This window comes from Rhodophyticola sp. SM2404, from assembly GCF_053570515.1.
Genome location: NZ_JBSEDL010000006.1, coordinates 131,588 through 148,825 on the forward strand (window position 1 = coordinate 131,588; position 17,238 = coordinate 148,825).

The 17,238-nt window shown below is 58.0% G+C and carries 18 protein-coding genes and 3 tRNA genes; 9 read left to right on the forward strand and 12 right to left on the reverse strand.

Going from position 1 to position 17,238, the window contains the following annotated elements:
• Positions 1 to 53: 53 nt before the first annotated feature.
• The 4 genes from ACTYEO_RS10895 (at position 54) to gluQRS (ending at position 3,932) form a co-directional block, all read left to right on the forward strand.
• Positions 54 to 683: a hypothetical protein gene (locus ACTYEO_RS10895; RefSeq protein WP_449323771.1), complete on the forward strand. Its 630-nt coding sequence runs from the start codon at positions 54 to 56 to the stop codon at positions 681 to 683.
• Positions 684 to 873: 190 nt separating this feature from the next.
• Positions 874 to 1,647 (forward strand): hypothetical protein, encoded by a 774-nt coding sequence (locus ACTYEO_RS10900; RefSeq protein ID WP_449323772.1) that lies wholly within the window; start codon positions 874 to 876, stop codon positions 1,645 to 1,647.
• Between the two features lie 58 nt (positions 1,648 to 1,705).
• Positions 1,706 to 3,061 carry a methylenetetrahydrofolate--tRNA-(uracil(54)-C(5))-methyltransferase (FADH(2)-oxidizing) TrmFO gene (gene trmFO / locus ACTYEO_RS10905; protein ID WP_449323773.1) on the forward strand — a complete coding sequence of 452 codons (1,356 nt, stop codon included), beginning with the start codon at positions 1,706 to 1,708 and terminating at the stop codon, positions 3,059 to 3,061.
• A gap of 25 nt (positions 3,062 to 3,086) precedes the next feature.
• Positions 3,087 to 3,932, forward strand: a complete 846-nt coding sequence (gluQRS, locus tag ACTYEO_RS10910; protein WP_449323774.1) for a tRNA glutamyl-Q(34) synthetase GluQRS — start codon at positions 3,087 to 3,089, stop codon at positions 3,930 to 3,932.
• Between the two features lie 42 nt (positions 3,933 to 3,974).
• Here the strand turns inward: gluQRS and hisI are convergent, their stop codons facing one another.
• Complete coding sequence (gene hisI, locus ACTYEO_RS10915; protein ID WP_449323775.1) at positions 3,975 to 4,334, reverse strand: phosphoribosyl-AMP cyclohydrolase; 360 nt, start codon at positions 4,332 to 4,334, stop codon at positions 3,975 to 3,977.
• A gap of 66 nt (positions 4,335 to 4,400) precedes the next feature.
• On the opposite strand from hisI, the gene ACTYEO_RS10920 reads away from it, so the two are divergent.
• Positions 4,401 to 4,856: an iron-sulfur cluster assembly scaffold protein gene (locus ACTYEO_RS10920; protein WP_449323776.1), complete on the forward strand. Its 456-nt coding sequence runs from the start codon at positions 4,401 to 4,403 to the stop codon at positions 4,854 to 4,856.
• 205 nt (positions 4,857 to 5,061) lie between these two features.
• On the opposite strand, the gene ACTYEO_RS10925 is transcribed toward ACTYEO_RS10920, so the two are convergent.
• From ACTYEO_RS10925 to sciP, 5 genes are all read right to left on the reverse strand, one after another.
• A complete protein-coding gene (locus ACTYEO_RS10925) occupies positions 5,062 to 5,184 on the reverse strand; it encodes a hypothetical protein (RefSeq protein ID WP_449323777.1) in 123 nt (40 codons plus the stop codon).
• 149 nt (positions 5,185 to 5,333) lie between these two features.
• On the reverse strand, positions 5,334 to 7,427 hold the full coding sequence (gene recG / locus ACTYEO_RS10930; RefSeq protein WP_449323778.1) for an ATP-dependent DNA helicase RecG: 2,094 nt from the start codon (positions 7,425 to 7,427) through the stop codon (positions 5,334 to 5,336).
• Positions 7,420 to 9,594 (reverse strand): NAD-dependent DNA ligase LigA, encoded by a 2,175-nt coding sequence (ligA, locus tag ACTYEO_RS10935; protein WP_449323835.1) that lies wholly within the window; start codon positions 9,592 to 9,594, stop codon positions 7,420 to 7,422. The genes recG and ligA overlap by 8 nt, the downstream gene beginning before the upstream one ends.
• A 173-nt stretch (positions 9,595 to 9,767) precedes the next feature.
• Positions 9,768 to 10,481 (reverse strand): response regulator transcription factor CtrA, encoded by a 714-nt coding sequence (gene ctrA / locus ACTYEO_RS10940; protein WP_449323779.1) that lies wholly within the window; start codon positions 10,479 to 10,481, stop codon positions 9,768 to 9,770.
• 138 nt (positions 10,482 to 10,619) lie between these two features.
• A complete protein-coding gene (sciP, locus tag ACTYEO_RS10945; RefSeq protein ID WP_449323780.1) occupies positions 10,620 to 10,895 on the reverse strand; it encodes a CtrA inhibitor SciP in 276 nt (91 codons plus the stop codon).
• 131 nt (positions 10,896 to 11,026) lie between these two features.
• Between sciP and mnmA the strand changes: the two genes are divergently transcribed.
• Positions 11,027 to 12,172: a tRNA 2-thiouridine(34) synthase MnmA gene (gene mnmA, locus ACTYEO_RS10950; protein ID WP_449323781.1), complete on the forward strand. Its 1,146-nt coding sequence runs from the start codon at positions 11,027 to 11,029 to the stop codon at positions 12,170 to 12,172.
• Positions 12,173 to 12,319: 147 nt separating this feature from the next.
• Here the strand turns inward: mnmA and ACTYEO_RS10955 are convergent.
• A tRNA-Asp gene (locus tag ACTYEO_RS10955) sits at positions 12,320 to 12,396 on the reverse strand.
• 32 nt (positions 12,397 to 12,428) lie between these two features.
• Positions 12,429 to 12,505 (reverse strand) — tRNA-Asp (locus ACTYEO_RS10960).
• A gap of 248 nt (positions 12,506 to 12,753) precedes the next feature.
• Between ACTYEO_RS10960 and ACTYEO_RS10965 the strand changes: the two genes are divergently transcribed.
• Positions 12,754 to 13,269 (forward strand): hypothetical protein, encoded by a 516-nt coding sequence (locus tag ACTYEO_RS10965; RefSeq protein ID WP_449323782.1) that lies wholly within the window; start codon positions 12,754 to 12,756, stop codon positions 13,267 to 13,269.
• 310 nt (positions 13,270 to 13,579) lie between these two features.
• Positions 13,580 to 13,948, forward strand: a complete 369-nt coding sequence (locus ACTYEO_RS10970; protein ID WP_449323783.1) for a lysozyme inhibitor LprI family protein — start codon at positions 13,580 to 13,582, stop codon at positions 13,946 to 13,948.
• A 143-nt stretch (positions 13,949 to 14,091) separates the two neighbouring features.
• Here ACTYEO_RS10970 and ACTYEO_RS10975 read toward each other — a convergent pair.
• Positions 14,092 to 14,167: transfer RNA gene (locus ACTYEO_RS10975), tRNA-Val, on the reverse strand.
• A 60-nt stretch (positions 14,168 to 14,227) separates the two neighbouring features.
• Positions 14,228 to 14,815: a histidine phosphatase family protein gene (locus tag ACTYEO_RS10980; protein WP_449323784.1), complete on the reverse strand. Its 588-nt coding sequence runs from the start codon at positions 14,813 to 14,815 to the stop codon at positions 14,228 to 14,230.
• 114 nt (positions 14,816 to 14,929) lie between these two features.
• Between ACTYEO_RS10980 and ACTYEO_RS10985 the strand changes: the two genes are divergently transcribed.
• On the forward strand, positions 14,930 to 15,730 hold the full coding sequence (locus ACTYEO_RS10985; protein ID WP_449323785.1) for an alpha/beta hydrolase: 801 nt from the start codon (positions 14,930 to 14,932) through the stop codon (positions 15,728 to 15,730).
• On the opposite strand, the gene soxR is transcribed toward ACTYEO_RS10985, so the two are convergent.
• Together soxR and ACTYEO_RS10995 are read right to left on the reverse strand one after the other, a co-directional pair.
• Positions 15,727 to 16,209 carry a redox-sensitive transcriptional activator SoxR gene (soxR, locus tag ACTYEO_RS10990; protein WP_449323786.1) on the reverse strand — a complete coding sequence of 161 codons (483 nt, stop codon included), beginning with the start codon at positions 16,207 to 16,209 and terminating at the stop codon, positions 15,727 to 15,729. The two genes, ACTYEO_RS10985 and soxR, sit on opposite strands and share 4 nt — an antisense overlap.
• 430 nt (positions 16,210 to 16,639) lie before the next feature.
• Entirely contained in the window at positions 16,640 to 17,164 is a 525-nt protein-coding gene (locus ACTYEO_RS10995; RefSeq protein ID WP_449323787.1) for an HU family DNA-binding protein, read from the reverse strand.
• Positions 17,165 to 17,238 lie beyond the last annotated feature (74 nt).

Consider the following 17,238-nt stretch of genomic DNA (forward strand, 5'->3'; position numbering starts at 1 on the left):
TTGCCATATTGTGACGCGATAGTGTTCGCACTGGGACAAGAACGGGGGCGTTCTTGCGGCATTGGTTAGGCACCAATGCTGCGGTCTATGGAGTGCATATTTTGCAACGCTCAACACCCGATGTCTTCACACTTGGCGCAACCGCGCAGAACCTTCTGCGCGTGATCATCGCATCTTATTTTATCGCCCTCTCTTTGGGTATGATTTCAGGTGCCACCCTGTCACCCTTGGCAGCCATGCTCATCTCCGAGCAGCTGGCCAGTTTGATGTCTTCTCTCATTATGTTCGGCTTGGCATCTTTGGTGATGCTAGGGCTACATATTCGACCTGCTGCCCTTCTTCTGGGGCTCATCACCTTGGCAGGCAGCTTTGCAACGCTGAATGCTCTCGGTGTTTCGGAAAATTTGGGCGCCCTCTGGCGGGATTTGGTTTTGGTGGCCGCATTGGTGCTGACCTATTCCGAAAATGCCCCGCGTGATCGGCATAAACGCCGCGCGCTCCGCCAAAAGGTCGCGCCCCGCCGCATAACACCGAAACCGACCACCGCCACAACCTCGGTCGCCACGCCATGCCGCGGTGTAAAAGACGCCAACGCCCCGCGCCGCCTCAATAAGACTTGGGTTATGGATGATGATGACGGTTTAAATGAGAACATCTTCGCGGAAGACGGCGTCTACGCCTAGGTATACCCCTTCCATTAATATGTGTCTGCACCTTGGAGATTTGCGCTCCACGCTCCGGTTGGCCCTCCGCCACCGGAGCTTTTTTCTTACCCCCTCGCCCGTTAACCCTTTGTAAAGTTTAATATTCAATTAACCATAAGCCTATGGGAGACCACGCGGAACAGATCCCAGTTCAACAGTAGGTGTCACCATGATCCGCGCTTTCTCCCTCGCTTTTTGCGTTCTTCTTGCCACCAGCCCGATGGCTTTGTCGAAATCCTTGGGGCTTGCCGCGGGCTTTGTGGAACTCGGCCAAACCGAGCCTGAGCATGGCGCGGCAAGGCAAAGCGGCCGCATCTTGATGGATTTCACCATCTCCGCCCATCACGGGATCGAGGCAAGCGCCGCCCTTGAAGAGACCCCCCTTGGCACAACAGGCACCCTGACAGGTGTCGCCTATATGCGCCCCGCCAATGGCCTGCGCTACGGGCTGTTTGGCAGCCTCTCCGATCTCGACGGGGAAGCGGCCAGTTGGGGCTATGTCGGGGCGGCAGGGATTTGGGCCCTCTCCGACAGGCTGAGCCTTGGGGCCCATGGGGCAATCGGGCGGCGTGTCACGGGGCCACGCGCGGGCGGTCGCCTGATCGAGCCTGACACTTTGATGGGAGGGATCGATCTGAGCGCCACGCTCAGCGATAACCTGATCGCCAGCGCCGCCCTCTCGGTTGCGGAATTTGATGAATGGCAGTTCCGCGCTACAGCCTCGGAACTCAGCGCAGGGCTGACCTATCATGTGCCGCGCACGCCGTTGGGGCTCGAGGCCAGCGTGATCCATGACCGCCTTGATGGTCCCAATGGTGCGCCCGCCGAAACCCGTTTGCGCCTTGGCCTGTTCATCCAATTCGGCCCCCGCCCCAGCCAAGCCGAAATGCGCCCCTTCCAGATTTCCGACCCGATCGCGCAAGTGGTGCGGCGCGGCCTATAGGATGCCCGCCCGTTTTGCACCCTTTCCCTAAGCGCCCCTTTGTCCTACATCCCCCCTCATGACACAGGAACTCCATATCATCGGCGGCGGAATGGCCGGATCAGAGGCCGCTTGGCAGGCCGCAAATGCAGGTATCAAGGTCGTCATCCACGAGATGCGCCCCAAGATCGGCACCTTCGCGCATCAAAGCGGCGATCTGGCCGAAATGGTCTGCTCCAATTCCTTCCGCTCGGATGATGACGAGCAGAACGCGGTTGGTCTGCTGCATTGGGAAATGCGTCAGGCAGGCGGTTTGATCATGGAAATGGCCGATCAGCATCGCTTGCCCGCAGGCGGGGCCTTGGCCGTGGATCGCGAATTGTTTGCCCAAGGCGTCACAGCCCGCATTCAGGCCCATCCCAATATCACCATTTCAGGCGAGGAAATCCCCGCCTTGCCCGAGCACGGCCATTGGATCGTGGCCACAGGCCCGCTGACCTCGGGCAATCTGGCCCAAGCCATCGCGGATGAGGCAGGTCAGGAAAGCCTCGCCTTTTTCGACGCCATCGCCCCGATCATCTATGCAGATACAATCGATATGTCGCGCGCATGGATGCAATCGCGCTATGACAAGGGCGAGACCGAGGAAGAGCGCACGGCCTATCTCAATTGCCCGATGGATAAAGACCAATACGAGGCCTTTATCGACGCCCTACTGAGCGCCGAGAAGACCGAGTTCAAACCGGGCGAAACCGCAGGCTATTTCGATGGCTGCCTGCCGATTGAGGTAATGGCCGAGCGCGGACGCGAAACATTGCGCCATGGGCCGATGAAACCCGTTGGACTGACCAATCCGCATCAACCCGATGTGAAGGCTTGGGCCGTGGTACAGCTGCGCCGCGACAACAAGCTTGGCACCTTGTTCAATATCGTGGGCTTCCAGACCAAGATGAAATACGCCGCGCAAAAAGAGGTGCTGCGCATGATCCCGGGGTTGGAAAATGCCAGCTTCGCACGGCTTGGCGGCATTCACCGCAACACCTTTATCAACTCGCCCACGCTGCTGGATGAACAGATGCGCCTGCGCTCCAAACCGCATCTGCGCTTTGCAGGCCAGATCACGGGCGTGGAGGGCTATGTGGAATCTGCGGCCATGGGCCTCTTGGCAGGTCGTCTGGCCACGGCCGAGATCACAGGCAGCAATTTGCCCCCCGTGCCCGACACCACCGCAATGGGCGCATTGGTCACCCATATTACAGGCGGGGCCGAGGCGAAAACCTTCCAGCCGATGAATGTGAATTTCGGCCTCTTCCCCCCTCTGGAGGGAATGAAAGGCGGACGGAGGGGGCGCAAGGACCGCTACAAAGCCCATACCGACCGCGCCAAGGCGGCTTGGCTTGACTGGCTCAGCCATGCCAAAAGGGATGCAGCCTGAAACAATGGGGGGCTAGCTGCGGCTGATGCGCTTTCGAACACGGTTTGCCCCCTCTCCCACGGGTCCTTTGCATCTGGGCCATGCCTATTCCGCGATAACAGCCCATGACATGGCCCGCGCTGCAAATGGCCAATTCCTGCTGCGCATCGATGATATCGACACAAGCCGCGCCCGCCCCGAATGGGAGGCGCTGATCGCCCAAGACCTCGCTTGGCTGGGGCTGACATGGGACGGCGCAGCGCCGCGCCGCCAATCCGAGCATCTGCCCGAATACCGCGCGGCCATCGCTCGCCTCAGCGCAGATGGCCTCACCTATCCCTGCCGCTGCAACCGCCGCGACATCGAGGCCGCCGCCTCCGCCCCCCAAGAAGGCGCGCCCACACATGGCCCTGATGGCCGCATCTATCCTGGCACCTGCCGCAACCGCCCCATGTCAGATTGGGCGCAAGGCGATGCCATCCGCCTTGATCTGCGCCGCGCGCTCACCGCACCCCTTCCAAGCTTTACGGAAACAGGCCCCAAACATCACGGCCAGCATGACCTGACCCAAGATATCTTGCTCACCCATATCGGGGATCCGGTACTGGCCCGCCCGCATATGGCCGCCTCCTATCATCTCAGCGTGGTGATAGATGATGCGGCGCAAGATATAACCCATGTGATCCGCGGCGCTGATCTGTTTGAGGCGACATATCTACAGGTCTTTCTGCAAGCCCTGCTTGGCCTCAAAACTCCCATCTACCACCATCACGATCTGGTCCGCGACGACAAAGGCAAAAGGCTGGCCAAACGCGATGACGCGCGTGCCATCTCGACCTATCGCGATGCAGGCACCACCCCAGACGCCATCCGCAAGATGGTCGGGCTCTAATCGCTTAATCTTTGCTTCAAAAATACTTCCGCCGGAGGCGCGTTAACCCTCAGGCGCCATCAATTCGACTTCCTCACCATCCCGCACGGCTGTGTAGAAACACACGCGGCGATTGGTATGGCAGGCAGGCCCTGTCTGGCGCACCTGCACCAAAAGGCAATCGCGGTCGCAATCAAGGCGCATCTCGACCAATTCCTGCACATGGCCCGAACTTTCGCCCTTCACCCAGAAACACGCGCGTGAACGGCTCCAATAGGTCACCCGCCCCGTTTCAAGTGTTTTGGCAATGGCCTGCGCATTCATCCATGCCAGCATCAAAACCTCGCCCGTCTCCGCCTCCTGCGCGATCACGGGAAGCAACCCATTGGCATCAAATGTCAGGTTTGTCGGATCAAAGCGCATGGCCCACCTCTTTGCAAAATGCACAGCACGCGCTACCTATAGCGGGTCGGACGAAAAGGCAAAGACATGACGGCAGATGCAGACCTGATCAAGCTCTATTCACAGCGCATTTTGGCGCTGGCCGCCGATATGCCGCTTGCAGATCGACTGGAGTCCCCTCAGGCCAGTGTCAAGAAACGCGCGCCGATTTGCGGCTCGACGGTGATTGTCGATCTTGATCTGGAAAATGGAAAAATCAGCCGCTTCGGTCAGGATGTGAAGGCCTGCGCGCTTGGTCAGGCCTCAGCGGCGGTGATGGCGCAAAACATCATTGGCCGCAGCCGTGCCGAGGTGGAAACCGCGCGCGACCAATTGCGCGCCATGCTGAAAGAGGCAGGCCCACTGCCCGAGGCCCCGTTTGAGGGCTATGAGGTGCTGGAGCCCGCGCGCGAATATCGCAACCGCCATGCCTCTATCATGTTGGCGCTAGAGGCCACAGCACAGGCCATGGCCGAGGCTGAGCAGGCCAGCTCCTGCGCCTGAAGCGCGTCTCGCAACTCCATATATAGCAACAAAAAAAACCGCCGCGCATCCGGGGCAGGATGGCGGCGGAGTATGCGTGTCAGATAGGTCCGGAGCCATGAGGCAATTTGGGATATGCCGCCTAGCAAATGGGGAAAACCTCCCCCGTGGGACAGAGCATGGCGGCATAACACGGATCCGGACAGGGACCGCAGGCAGTAAACAGTTAGAGCATTCCAGGAAGATAGAGCATGCCCATGGTCAAAACGGCCAAGGACAGCACGCCTGCCACATCCGACAGGATGGTGTCATGCGAGCGGGTCAGGATGGTTTTGATCTCATTAAACATCGGGCAACTCCTTCTTCGGTGTTGACCCTTTGTTCTCATACTGGAAACGCAATGTAAAGAACTTTATGAGAACAAAAGCGAACAAAATGGAACAATTTGGTCTTGGAGGGACGGAAACATCAGCAAATCAACGCCGCAAGGATCGGCCGCTAGCCAACTGAAATCAGCCGGATGGCTTTGTCCTGCTCCATCAACCACAGCAAGACCCGCGCCGCCTGCCCCCGTGGTGAGGTCAGCTCTGGGTCCAAAGCCATCAAAGCGCGTGCATCGGTTTGGGCCAAAGCCATCAGGGCCGTCTGGCTTTCCAGATCGGCCACCTTGAACCGTGGTAGGCCCGATTGCGCCGTGCCGATCAGATCACCCGCGCCCCGAATGGCGAGGTCTTCCTCGGAAATGCGGAACCCGTCTTCAGTCTCGCGCATGACCATCAAACGGCGTTTGGCAGTCTCACCCAAGGGGCTGCGATACATCAACAGGCAGGTCGATTCCGCAGCGCCCCGCCCCACACGCCCGCGCAATTGGTGCAATTGCGCCAAGCCAAACAGTTCGGCCTGTTCGATCACCATGATCGAGGCATTGGGCACATCCACCCCCACTTCGATCACCGTTGTGGCAACCAAAACACGCGTGCGCCCTTGCGCAAAATCCTCCATCGCGGCCTGTTTCTCGGCCACGCCCAATTGCCCATGGACAAGCCCCACAACCCCGTCACCCAAAGCCGCGCGCAACAATTTAAAACGCTCCTCGGCGGCGGTGGCTTCATAAACCTCGGATTCCTCGACCAAGGGGCAGACCCAATAGGCCTGCCGCCCCTCCTCCACCGCTTCGCGCAGATGCTGGACAACCTCATCCATCTTGGCCGTCGAGATCAGCGCGGTTTTCACAGGCGTGCGTCCGGGTGGTTTTTCATCCAACACGCTCACATCCATATCGCCATATTGCGCAAGGCTGAGCGTGCGAGGGATCGGTGTCGCTGTCATCACCAAGACATCAGCCGCCGCCCCTTTCTGGCCAAGCAAAATGCGCTGGCGCACCCCGAAACGGTGCTGCTCATCCACAATCGCCAGACGCAACTCAGCGAATTCCACATCATCCTGAAACACCGCATGGGTGCCCACCAGAATATGGATATCACCGCGTTTGAGCGCATCGAGCTTCGCTTCCCGCTCGCGCCCCTTATCGGCCCCTGTCAGCACCTCTATGACCACGCCCGCCTCTTCGGCCAGCGGTTTAAGGTTTTGGTAATGTTGACCTGCAAGGATAGAGGTCGGTGCCATCATCACGCCCTGCCCGCCCGCCTCCACCGCAATCAGCAGCGCCATCAAGGCTACAAGGGTTTTGCCCGCGCCCACATCGCCCTGCAACAGGCGGTTCATGCGCAGGGGCGTGGCCATATCCGTCGCGATTTCTTCAATCACGCGGGTTTGCGCACCTGTGGGCGCATAGGGCAAAGCCGCCAGAACCTTGCGGCGCAAATGGCCATCGCCTTCACTCACCAGCCCCTTTTTGCGTTTGACCGAGGCGCGCGCCAAAGCCAGCGTCAATTGATGAGCCAGTAATTCATCATAGGCGATCCGTTCGCGCGATTTGGAACTGCGCGACAGATCTTGCGGGCCTTCGGGGTGATGCGCCTCAGCCAGCGCCGCCTGCCAATCGGGCCATTCCTTGCGGCGCTTCAACTCGGGGTCGATCCATTCGGGCAAAGGCGGGGCCAAATCCAGCGCCGAGGCCATGGCCTTGGCCATCCCCTTTTGCGTTACACCCGCTGTCAGCGGATAGATCGGCTCGAACGCAGGAATATCACCCGCATCCTCGGGGGGCAGGACATGATCGGGATGGGCCATCTGGGCCACCGCATCGAATAATTCCACCCGCCCCGACACAACCCTGCGACTGCCCGTTGGCAGGATTTTCTCAAGGTAATCGCCGCGCGCATGGAAAAACACCAATTGAAAAGAGGTCTGCGCATCCTCCACCTCGATGCGGTAAGGTCCCCGCCCTGAGGGCTTGCGATGCCGCCCGACCGTGACCTCAACTGTGGCAACACCAGGCAGAAGCACATCACGGATCGAGGCTTTGCGCGCGCGGTCCGTGCCGCCCGCGGGTAAGGTTAATAAAAGGTCTTTGGGTGTCTCGACATGCAGGCCCGCATAGTTTTTCGCCGTCTTCGGCCCGACGCCATCCAGCGTTTCCAGCCCTGCGAAAAGCGGGAAGAGTATTTCGGGCCGACCGCGCTCAGGCATCTCCGATCAACGCAAGCCATGCGTCCTCATCCATGGTCTCGATCCCCAAATCAGCGGCCTTCTTAGCCTTGGACCCCGCGCCAGGCCCCGCAACCAAGATATCGGTTTTCGCCGAAACGCTTCCCGCCACTTTCGCCCCTAACCCTTCCGCGCGGGCCTTGGCCTCGGCGCGGGTCATTTTCTCAAGCGTGCCTGTGAAAACAACGGTTTTTCCCGCGACAGGGCTAGTGGTAGAGCGCATCTCAGGCGCTTGGATGTCCAGATGGGCCACCAATCGGTTGATCGATCCGCGCTCGGCCTCTTGCGACAAGGTCGTGGTCAGGGCTTGGGCCACGGTATCCCCGATCCCGTCAATGCCTGTGATTTCAGACCAAGCGGGGCTTTCCGCAAGGGCCGCTTTGCGCAATTTCGGATCAACCGCCCGCGCGACAGGCTCGGCACTTGCTTGATCAACAGTCTCGGCCAAACTCTCCCAACTCATGAAATGGCGCGCCAGATCATTTGAGGCCACCTCGCCCACATGGCGGATACCGAGCGCGAAAATCATCCGCCCCAATGCTATTTTCCGTTTATCATCAATTGCTTGAAATAGATTCTCGGCGCTTTTATCGCCCCAGCCTTCACGGTTTTTCAATTGCTGAAGGCCGCTGCCAAACCGTGTGCGAAGGGTGAAAATATCGGCTGGTTCCTTGATCCAGCCATCACGGTAGAATTGCTCAACCTGTTTTGCGCCCAAGCCTTCGATGTCAAAAGCCGCGCGCGAGACAAAATGCTTGAGCTTTTCCACCGCCTGCGCAGGGCAAATTAGCCCGCCCGTGCAACGGCGCACCGCATCACCTTGCTCGCGCAATGCCTCCGATCCGCATTCAGGGCAAAGGGTTGGAAAGCTGAAACGCTCCGCATCGCTCGGACGTTTGGACAGATCAAGATCAGCAATTTTGGGGATCACATCGCCCGCGCGGTAAACCTGCACCCAGTCGCCCACACGGATATCCTTGCCCCCTCGGATCTCCTCACCCGTATTGGCGCGCCCTGCGATATAATCTTCATTATGCAAGGTGGCGTTCGACACAACCACGCCCCCCACGGTGACGGGGGCCAGACGCGCCACAGGCGAAAGCGCGCCCGTGCGCCCAACCTGAATGTCGATCGCTTCCAGCCGTGTCCAGGCCAATTCGGCTGGGAATTTATGCGCAATCGCCCATCTCGGCGTGGTCGAGCGCATCCCGAGACGCCGTTGAAGCGCCAAATCATCAAGTTTGTAGACCACACCATCAATGTCATACCCCAAGGTCGCGCGCCCCTGCTCGATCATTGCGTAATGGGCCAAGAGCGCATCCGTCGAATTGCAGCGCGCGGTCAGAGGATTGGTCTGAAACCCGAAATCCGAGAGCTGTTCAATCGCCCCCATCTGTGTCTCGGCCAAGGGTTGGGATAGTTCCCCCCAAGCATAGGCAAAGAATTTCAAAGGGCGCGCGCGCGTGATCTCGCAATCCAATTGCCGCAGCGATCCCGCCGCAGCATTACGTGGATTGGCGAATACCTTGCCGCCACGCGCCTCTTGCCGGCTATTCAATTCCGCAAAATCGGCATGGCTCATATAAACCTCGCCGCGGACCTCAAGAATATCTGGCGCGCCCGAAATACTTTGCGGGATATCTGCAATCGTTCGGGCATTGGCGGTGACGTTTTCGCCGATGCTGCCATCCCCACGGGTGGCGGCACTAACCAACGCCCCGCCCTCATAGCGCAAGGAAAGGGATAACCCATCGATTTTGGGCTCAGCCGTGAAGCCCAAAGCCGTCTTTGCATCAATCCCCAGATAGCGGCGTATATAATCGACGAAATCCCCAACATCTTCCGCAGAAAACGCATTGGAGAGCGATAGCATCCTCTCAACATGGGTGATTTTGGCAAACCCATCCGAGGGGCTTGCCCCCACCTGTTCGCTTGGGCTGTCATCACGTTTGAGGTCGGGAAAACGATCCTCGATCAAGGCGTTCTCACGCTTTAAGGCGTCATATTCCGCGTCACTCAGGCTGGGGGCATCATCCCTATGATATTCCGCATTCGCATTTGCGAGCAAAACAGCAAGCTGCGCCAGCCGTTGTTTTGCGGCATCCTCATCAAAGGCCGCTACCTTTTCTGCCAAGCCTGCATCTGACATTTCAAATTCCCACGGATGTTCTGCCCCATTGATATGGGTCACCGTGAGAGAGGTCTAGAGAGTCGCCACCGTCAATTGCGCAGGCGAAAAGATCGGGGCCAAATATCAACCCAGAGTTCAAACGGCCAAGCCTCAGCCAAAGCCACCCATCCGCTACAATAATTCAGCCAAGGTTAAGCCGTTGCGGCAAAATCCGTCTCGGAAAAGGCAGGTTCGGGATCGCGCAACACATAGCCCCGCCCCCAAACCGTCTCGATATGGTTTCCACCACCTGTCGCTTCCGACAGCTTCTTGCGCAATTTGCATATGAACACATCGATGATCTTCAACTCAGGCTCGTCCATGCCGCCATAAAGATGGTTCAGGAACATCTCCTTGGTCAGGGTCGTCCCCTTGCGCAAGGACAGAAGCTCGAGCATTTGATACTCTTTTCCCGTCAGATGCACCGCGCGCCCGTTCACCTCAACGGTTTTGGCATCAAGATTGACCGAGATCTCGCCCGTTTTGATAACGGATTGAGCATGGCCTTTCGAGCGGCGGATAATCGCATGGATACGCGCAACAAGTTCTTCGCGGTGGAACGGTTTGGTCAGATAATCATCCGCGCCAAAGCCAAAGCCCTTCAACTTACTGTCGGTGTCATCCGCGCCAGTTAGAATAAGGATCGGCGTATCCACACGCGCTAAACGCAATTGGCGCAGCACCTCAAGCCCGGTCATATCGGGCAAATTCAAATCCAAAAGCATAAGGTCGTAATCATACAGCTTCGCCAGATCGACGCCTTCCTCCCCCAGATCGGTGGAATAGACGTTCAAATTCGCGTGGCGCAGCATCATTTCAATGCTTTTTGCAGTGGTAGGATCATCTTCAACCAATAGCACTCGCATATTGACCTCTCTGATTCGCAGGTTTCAATAAAACCAAACTGATCTTAATTCGTTAACCACTGGTTACCTTTGACAAATTGTTTTGGGGTTTGGTCCGTAACGCAAGGAGAAAATCCCGAAGATCACTCAACCACTGGTTTAATCGCGGAACCTTTGCACCGCTGTTGCCTTCAAAGCCGCCTCGCCATGGCGCTCCACGCGGCCCAACCATGAGCCCAGTTCTTCCTCGGATAACGCCCATGTCTCGCGCGCCTCCTCCTCGGTAATCAGGCCAAAGCGCACAGCCTTGACCACGGCCGCCTTGCGGCTTGCCACCCAACGTCGCGTATTTTCAGGCGGCAATTGCGACCTTGAAAACCGCGTCCCGTCAGGAAGCGTCACCGCAATTGGCCCTTTGATCCGGCGGATATACATGACCCGTCTCTCACCTTGTCACCTCAATCGCTACAGTGCATGACAGCAACTGCTTAATGACGCGTAAGCAGCGCCCTTGTGATTACATCGCATTTTCCTATATTCCGCGATAACACCCCCCGGAGATCGTCATGCCCCTTGATCGCGACAGCGCTGCCCTCAACTCCCTTGGTTTCGCCAAGCCCCCGTCGCAAACGCGCGTGGTTGTTGCCATGTCGGGCGGCGTGGACAGCTCGGTGGTGGCCGCGCAATTGGCCGATGAGGGCTATGATGTGGTGGGCGTCACGCTGCAGCTCTATGATCATGGCGCGGCACTCGCCAAAAAGGGGGCCTGTTGCGCAGGCCGCGATATTCATGATGCCCGCCGCGTGGCCGAGGAAATGGGCTTTCCGCATTATGTGCTGGATTATGAGAATATCTTCAAAGACGCCGTGATCGACGAATTCGCCGATAGTTATCTGGCAGGCGCAACCCCTGTGCCCTGCATCCGCTGCAATGAGCGCGTAAAATTCAAGGATCTGCTGGCCACCGCAAAAGACCTTGATGCCGATTGCATGGCAACGGGCCATTACATCCAGCGCAAGATGGGCGCGCAAGGTGCCGAGCTGCATTGCGCCGCCGATGCCGCGCGCGACCAATCCTATTTCCTCTTCTCCACCAAACAGGAGCAACTGGATTTTCTGCGCTTCCCCTTGGGTCATCTGGCATCAAAGGCCGAGACGCGCAGCCTCGCGGCAAAATACGGCCTGCCCGTTGCCGATAAACCCGACAGTCAGGATATCTGCTTCGTCCCCAATGGAAACTACGCCGCCGTGATCGAGAAACTGCGCCCCGGCGCGGCCGATCCGGGCGAGATCGTGGATATGGATGGCACCCCTTTGGGCGAGCATCGCGGCGTGATCCATTATACAATCGGTCAACGCCGTGGTCTGGGCATCGGCGGTCTGGAAGATCCGCTTTATGTCGTCAAACTCGATCCCGACACCCGCCGCGTTATCGTCGGCCCGAAAGAGGCACTCTCCACCCGCGTGGTCCCCGTGCGCGAGATCAACTGGCTGGGAGACACCCCCTTCACCTCGCAAGACGCATGGGAGCTGGAGGTCAAAATCCGTTCAACCCGCCCGCCACGAACCGCCACGATCCGCCCCATCTCCGAGACCGAGGCAGAGGTCGAGCTATTCACCGCCGAGGAAGGCGTCAGCCCCGGTCAGGCCTGTGTCTTCTACGCGCCCGATACAAGCCGCATCTTTGGCGGTGGCTGGATCCATAAGGGCTAAGGCGTCCCGCCCCCCTTCATCTTTCCAAAAATACGAAAAAAGGCCAAAGGCCTGCGCGCGGCCGCGCTTGCTCCAAAGGAGCATAAGCGGACGCGCGCTCTGCCCTGCCCCACACCCATAAGGGCCGATATCACTTTAAAAGGAAAGTGGCGCGGTTGACGGGACTCGAACCCGCGACCCCCGGCGTGACAGGCCGGTACTCTAACCAACTGAGCTACAACCGCGCATATGCTTTGGCGAGCAGATCGAATGGTGGTGGCGCGGTTGACGGGACTCGAACCCGCGACCCCCGGCGTGACAGGCCGGTACTCTAACCAACTGAGCTACAACCGCTCACCATCCGCTCAAGCATCTGCCTTAGCGTGGAGGGTGTCTATGACGCAGACCCGCCCCCGTCAAGCGGGGATAATAGCAAAATATTCCACCGTCCCGAAAGAAGGCAAAAAACCTGCCTTTCGGGCAGGAAAAGCGGGGGCATATATTGGTCTGGGCGCAAGCAAAAAATACCTGCCGTGTCGCCCAACAGTTTGGACATTCGCGCGATCCGCCCTAACATTTCCAATCTGAGGGAGGAGACCGAGATGAAACAAATTGCAATTGCCATAGCACTGACCTCTGGTCTGGCCGTAATACCAAGTATTGGTGCTGCGCAATCCTGTATTCGCACAGAAGTGGCGCAGGAATTCTCCTATGCAGATACACTCAATTCATCAGGCGCTCCCCTAACCGAAGCCCACACTGTCTTCCAACAGGACCGGTTCTATGTGAACCAGCAAAACAGGCTTGATCCGAATGATAAAACCGACCCCGTCATGGTGACCCGCGATGCCCGGTCCAATTACGGGGAAGCCATTCGGTCCTATATGAACAGCAACGCGATGGCCAACATGCCCGTAGAGGCCCTTATTGGCCGCCAGTATGTCGTAGAACTAGAGGCCTGCGGCCCGCGCGATGCCCCCTCAATCGAGATTTTTTCGATGCGTGCAGGCGGCGGTCTTGACGAGGGAAGTCGGGATTTCGAGCTCGAACATCGCGAGGCGGAACTGGCCGAGTGGGAGCGCCGTTTGAACCAGCGTGAGGCGGATCTCAACGCATGAGAACGCCAACTCGGGGAATGGGATCGCCGAATTTCCGATATGCGCAACACTCTCGAGCGGCGCGAACAAGACCTAGATCAAGCCGCGCAGGGCAGCGCGCGGCCTTAAAGCGTTCCGCAGGTATTTGACACATCAGGTTAAAGTCGAGACGCTTCAGAAAGAAGATCAATGCCTTTCTATCGGGCCTCAACAGATCTGGCGGTGCGAAAAAACCGTCACAAATGGCGCGTTTTTTGCATAAATCGCGCTTGAAAGACCTTGCTTAGCCCTGAATGGGTCGCTTCTTTGACGGTTGAAACAGGAGTAATCCATGACCAAAGCCATTTCCCCTCTCCACCTGCTTCTCTGTGCAGCCATGGTGATGCTCGCCCCCCCGCTGAGCGCGGCCTCTTTCGATTGCAGCAGAGCGGAAACCCGCATTGAACAGACCATCTGCGCGGTTCCCGAGCTGTCCTATCTGGATGAATTGATGGCTAATAATTACTGGGCCATGCGTGGCGCCAATATCGGAGATGGGGCAATGGAAGACTTGATGTCTACGCAGCGTCAATGGCTAAGCCGTCGGGATCAGTGCAAAGATGTTGACTGCCTTTTGGACCAGTATCTGCAGCGCATCGACCAGATTTGCATCTACCCTGTTCTGACAGGCGCGTTTCCAGATTGCCGTGAAGCCTATTGAGCCATCGATCGTCGGCTTGGTGGGGACTGTGCTGTGCGGCTCATCGAAACCGCCCACATGACGCTGTCTGAAATCACGTTCAACACGCCTTGCGGGGACATGCATCAGCGGCATGTAAGGGGAAGACATCTTTTCAATAAGAATGGTGGGTGATGAGAGACTCGAACTCCCGACATCTTCGGTGTAAACGAAGCGCTCTACCAACTGAGCTAATCACCCGCTGGCGCGCTATTAGCCTTGAACGGCAGAGCTCTTCAAGCCCAAAAGTGAAAAATGTCATCAAGCGCGCAGGATATTTTCTGCGCCGGCTTGGATGGCGTAAATCACGGCCTGTTCATGCCCGAGATTTGCCGTGGCTGCGAGATCGAGCCCCAAGAGCTGCCCGCGCATATATTGCAGCGCGATTCCATGAGTCACGATGATAGATGGGCCATAAATCCCCTGAAGGAAGCTGTCCAATCGGTGGGACAGGGCCTCCAGCGTTTCGCCATCTTTCGTATTTATGGAAAGATGAAAATCCGTGGAATGTGAGTGGTAGGCCTCGGGCCAGCGGCTGGCGATCTCGGCATGGGTCAAGCCTTGCCATGCGCCCATATGGACCTCGCGCAGCCTGTCATCGAGGAATGGCGCGACACCGAGTTTCGCGCCCAGAATGTCTGCGGTTTGAACAGCGCGTGTGAGGGGGCTGGAATAGAGCAGGAGGGGCGTTGTGCCCGCCTGCACCGCAAGCATGATCTGCGCCTGTGCCGCCGCTTGCGTACGGCCTGTGGCGTTCAATTCCGTGTCCAGCCAGCCTTGCAACCGTCTTTCGCGGTTCCAATCGGTTTGGCCGTGGCGCAGAAGGTAGATGGGAAAATCAAAACGCATGGCCGAGGAAGTAAAGCCTTTGGCCGCCAACTCCAAGACCAAGCGGGCGGCTTGAGGCTGGCCAGAAGCGCGGTTTTTGTCGATATTGCGGTCAGGTAAAGGGGACTGGGGAACATGCAGCCGACATTCTCGGGGAAATATACCGCTGCGCGGGGGCAAGGGCTGCGGGATTTTGATCTCTATTTGCCGCAAAACGCACCGCGCGCCGTGGTGGTCTATGCCCATGGGGGCGGGTTTTCGCATGGCAAGCATACGGGCCCCTTTCCGCAGGCCTGTGCCGCAAGGTTGGTTTCCGAGCGGATCGGCTTTGCCTCGATTTCCTATGCCAAGGGCGGCGCGCCGATGGAAAGGTTCGACGCAAAGGAACAGGCCACCGTGACCCATGCGCAATTGCGCACTGCACGGGTGGGCATGCGTATCAACCCCGCCTATTGCGGGCCGCTGTTTTACGCGGCCTTGGAGGATTTCTCGCAAGCCTTGCGCGCGCTGCGTGATCTTCGGGACCCTTTTGATCTGTCGGGGGTACCGATGCTCAGCTTTGGTGCATCAGCGGGCGGGATCATTGCCGCATCATTGGCCTATCCGCCGCGTGACTGGCCGGATTTGGAACCTGTGGATGGCGCGTTTTGCCTATGCGGGGCAATGGTGCAACCTTGGCGGCTGAGCAAGGACGGGCCGCCTTTGACCTTGATGCATAGCTTTCATGACGGAGTGATCTCGCCGCACAACACGACCCTGATTGCCAATAAGGCCGAGGCGAAAGACGCGCCCCTGCGCGCGATTGTGACCAATGTCAAAGGCCACAAGCATCAACTCGACGCGCTTTTGGAGGGCCGTGATGATCGGGGCCAGCCCTATTGGGATGCTTTGAGCGAGTGCATAGAGGCCGCGATTGAGCGATCTGCTGCCCGCTAGCCTGGACGGCGCATCGGGGCCAATTCGTCTTCTTCCCCGACCCAACGGCGCGGGCCAGCCCCGTTCTTGGCGAGCTGGTCATCTTCATTGAATAAGGCGCATTGCTCGACTGAGAGACAGCCGCAGCCGATACATCCATGCAACTGGTTGCGCAGCCGCCGCAGATTGATGATTTGATCCAGCAAAAGATCCGACCATTGCTCACCTGCTTGCCGCCAATCGGCGGCTGAAACCGCCTTGTCACGCGGAATTTGGTCCAGCATGGCTTTGACATCGGCCAATGGCACACCGACCTTTTGTGCGGTCTTGGCGATGGCCACGCGGCGCAGCTCCGCTCGGTTATAGCGGCGGTGGTTTGCCCCCGTACGCCAGGATTTGATCAGCCCCTCGGCCTCGTAGAAATGAAGTGTCGATACCGCGACCCCTGCCCGTTCGGCCATTTCACCAACGCTTAGGTCACGTCCTGTTTTCTCAGCCATAATAGCTCCCGCTCTCAATTTACGTTGAGGCGCAGGGAAGCCAAACGCGAAGGCATCAAGGCATAGCCATAGCTTGCCGAAATCATCGCAAGAACGTTACCCCAACGCCCGTCGCGCACCGCCACATAAAGACTGCGATCCGCGTCCTAAACCGAACACTGATGACAAAAATTCTAAAAATTGCGACGTGGCAACGCCGCCCGGGACCACAGAAACACCCATAAATCGCTGTCCAGATCCCAAGGCAAAGCCACGTCTCAGGTCAATCACTACAATCATCACAATGCGACCACTTTGGTGGCCAATCTCTCATCACAAAATTTCAGTAACAAATACGTGAACAGTAAACACGAAACGAAGAAATTTTGAAAGACTTCACTTGCAAAAATGACCAAAAGCCCCGCTTGGAAAAGCGGGGCCAGCCAGAGAATTAGTCCTGATCTGCGAGGGCATCCTCGCTGCTATCTGCCCCAGCCTCTTCACGGGTCTTGAGCTTGATCTTGGCCACAAGCATATCGCCATTCGTCTGCGCCGTGCGGCGTTTGATGGTGATTTTGCCGATCGGGGGCAGAATTAATTCCTTACCCTCAGTGAGCGCTTTGGACATTTCATCAAGCACCAGATCAACGAATTCGCGCACATCCGATTTTTTCAGATCGGCCCGTTCGCTGACGGCTTGAATGAGATCGCGGCGTTTGAACATCTCGGCGATGGGATCGTCATCTGCGTCACTCTCATTGCCATCGCTCTGATCTTCGGCCTCGGCGCGGTGAAGAATGGCAGCAGCCCCCATTGCGGCTGCCACGGATGCGGCTGGCGAGTGGGTTTGCTCGGCCTCGTCTGATGCCTGTGATGTCTCGGTTTTTTCGGCCTCGTCAGCTGTCGTGTTTGTGGCCGCAACGTGCAGTTTCGCACGGCTCCGACTGGCTGACGTGCTTCTTTTCTTGGAAGCCATAAAGCTATCCCCTTTGTTCCCCGTATGCAGGCAGGGTAGCGGAATCGCTTGAAATTAACCACCCTGCACACCCC

Bases quoted from the DNA above. Each gene is read 5' to 3' on its own strand.
- ACTYEO_RS10900 (WP_449323772.1), top strand. From the start codon at position 874: ATGATCCGCGCTTTCTCCCTCGCTTTTTGCGTTCTTCTTGCCACCAGC.
- trmFO (WP_449323773.1), top strand. From the start codon at position 1,706: ATGACACAGGAACTCCATATCATCGGCGGCGGAATGGCCGGATCAGAG.
- gluQRS (WP_449323774.1), top strand. From the start codon at position 3,087: ATGCGCTTTCGAACACGGTTTGCCCCCTCTCCCACGGGTCCTTTGCAT.
- hisI (WP_449323775.1), bottom strand. From the start codon at position 4,334: ATGCGCTTTGATCCGACAAACCTGACATTTGATGCCAATGGGTTGCTT.
- ACTYEO_RS10920 (WP_449323776.1), top strand. From the start codon at position 4,401: ATGACGGCAGATGCAGACCTGATCAAGCTCTATTCACAGCGCATTTTG.
- ACTYEO_RS10925 (WP_449323777.1), bottom strand. From the start codon at position 5,184: ATGTTTAATGAGATCAAAACCATCCTGACCCGCTCGCATGACACCATC.
- recG (WP_449323778.1), bottom strand. From the start codon at position 7,427: ATGCCTGAGCGCGGTCGGCCCGAAATACTCTTCCCGCTTTTCGCAGGG.
- ligA (WP_449323835.1), bottom strand. From the start codon at position 9,594: ATGTCAGATGCAGGCTTGGCAGAAAAGGTAGCGGCCTTTGATGAGGAT.
- ctrA (WP_449323779.1), bottom strand. From the start codon at position 10,481: ATGCGAGTGCTATTGGTTGAAGATGATCCTACCACTGCAAAAAGCATT.
- sciP (WP_449323780.1), bottom strand. From the start codon at position 10,895: ATGTATATCCGCCGGATCAAAGGGCCAATTGCGGTGACGCTTCCTGAC.
- mnmA (WP_449323781.1), top strand. From the start codon at position 11,027: ATGCCCCTTGATCGCGACAGCGCTGCCCTCAACTCCCTTGGTTTCGCC.
- ACTYEO_RS10965 (WP_449323782.1), top strand. From the start codon at position 12,754: ATGAAACAAATTGCAATTGCCATAGCACTGACCTCTGGTCTGGCCGTA.
- ACTYEO_RS10970 (WP_449323783.1), top strand. From the start codon at position 13,580: ATGACCAAAGCCATTTCCCCTCTCCACCTGCTTCTCTGTGCAGCCATG.
- ACTYEO_RS10980 (WP_449323784.1), bottom strand. From the start codon at position 14,815: ATGCGTTTTGATTTTCCCATCTACCTTCTGCGCCACGGCCAAACCGAT.
- ACTYEO_RS10985 (WP_449323785.1), top strand. From the start codon at position 14,930: ATGCAGCCGACATTCTCGGGGAAATATACCGCTGCGCGGGGGCAAGGG.
- soxR (WP_449323786.1), bottom strand. From the start codon at position 16,209: ATGGCTGAGAAAACAGGACGTGACCTAAGCGTTGGTGAAATGGCCGAA.
- ACTYEO_RS10995 (WP_449323787.1), bottom strand. From the start codon at position 17,164: ATGGCTTCCAAGAAAAGAAGCACGTCAGCCAGTCGGAGCCGTGCGAAA.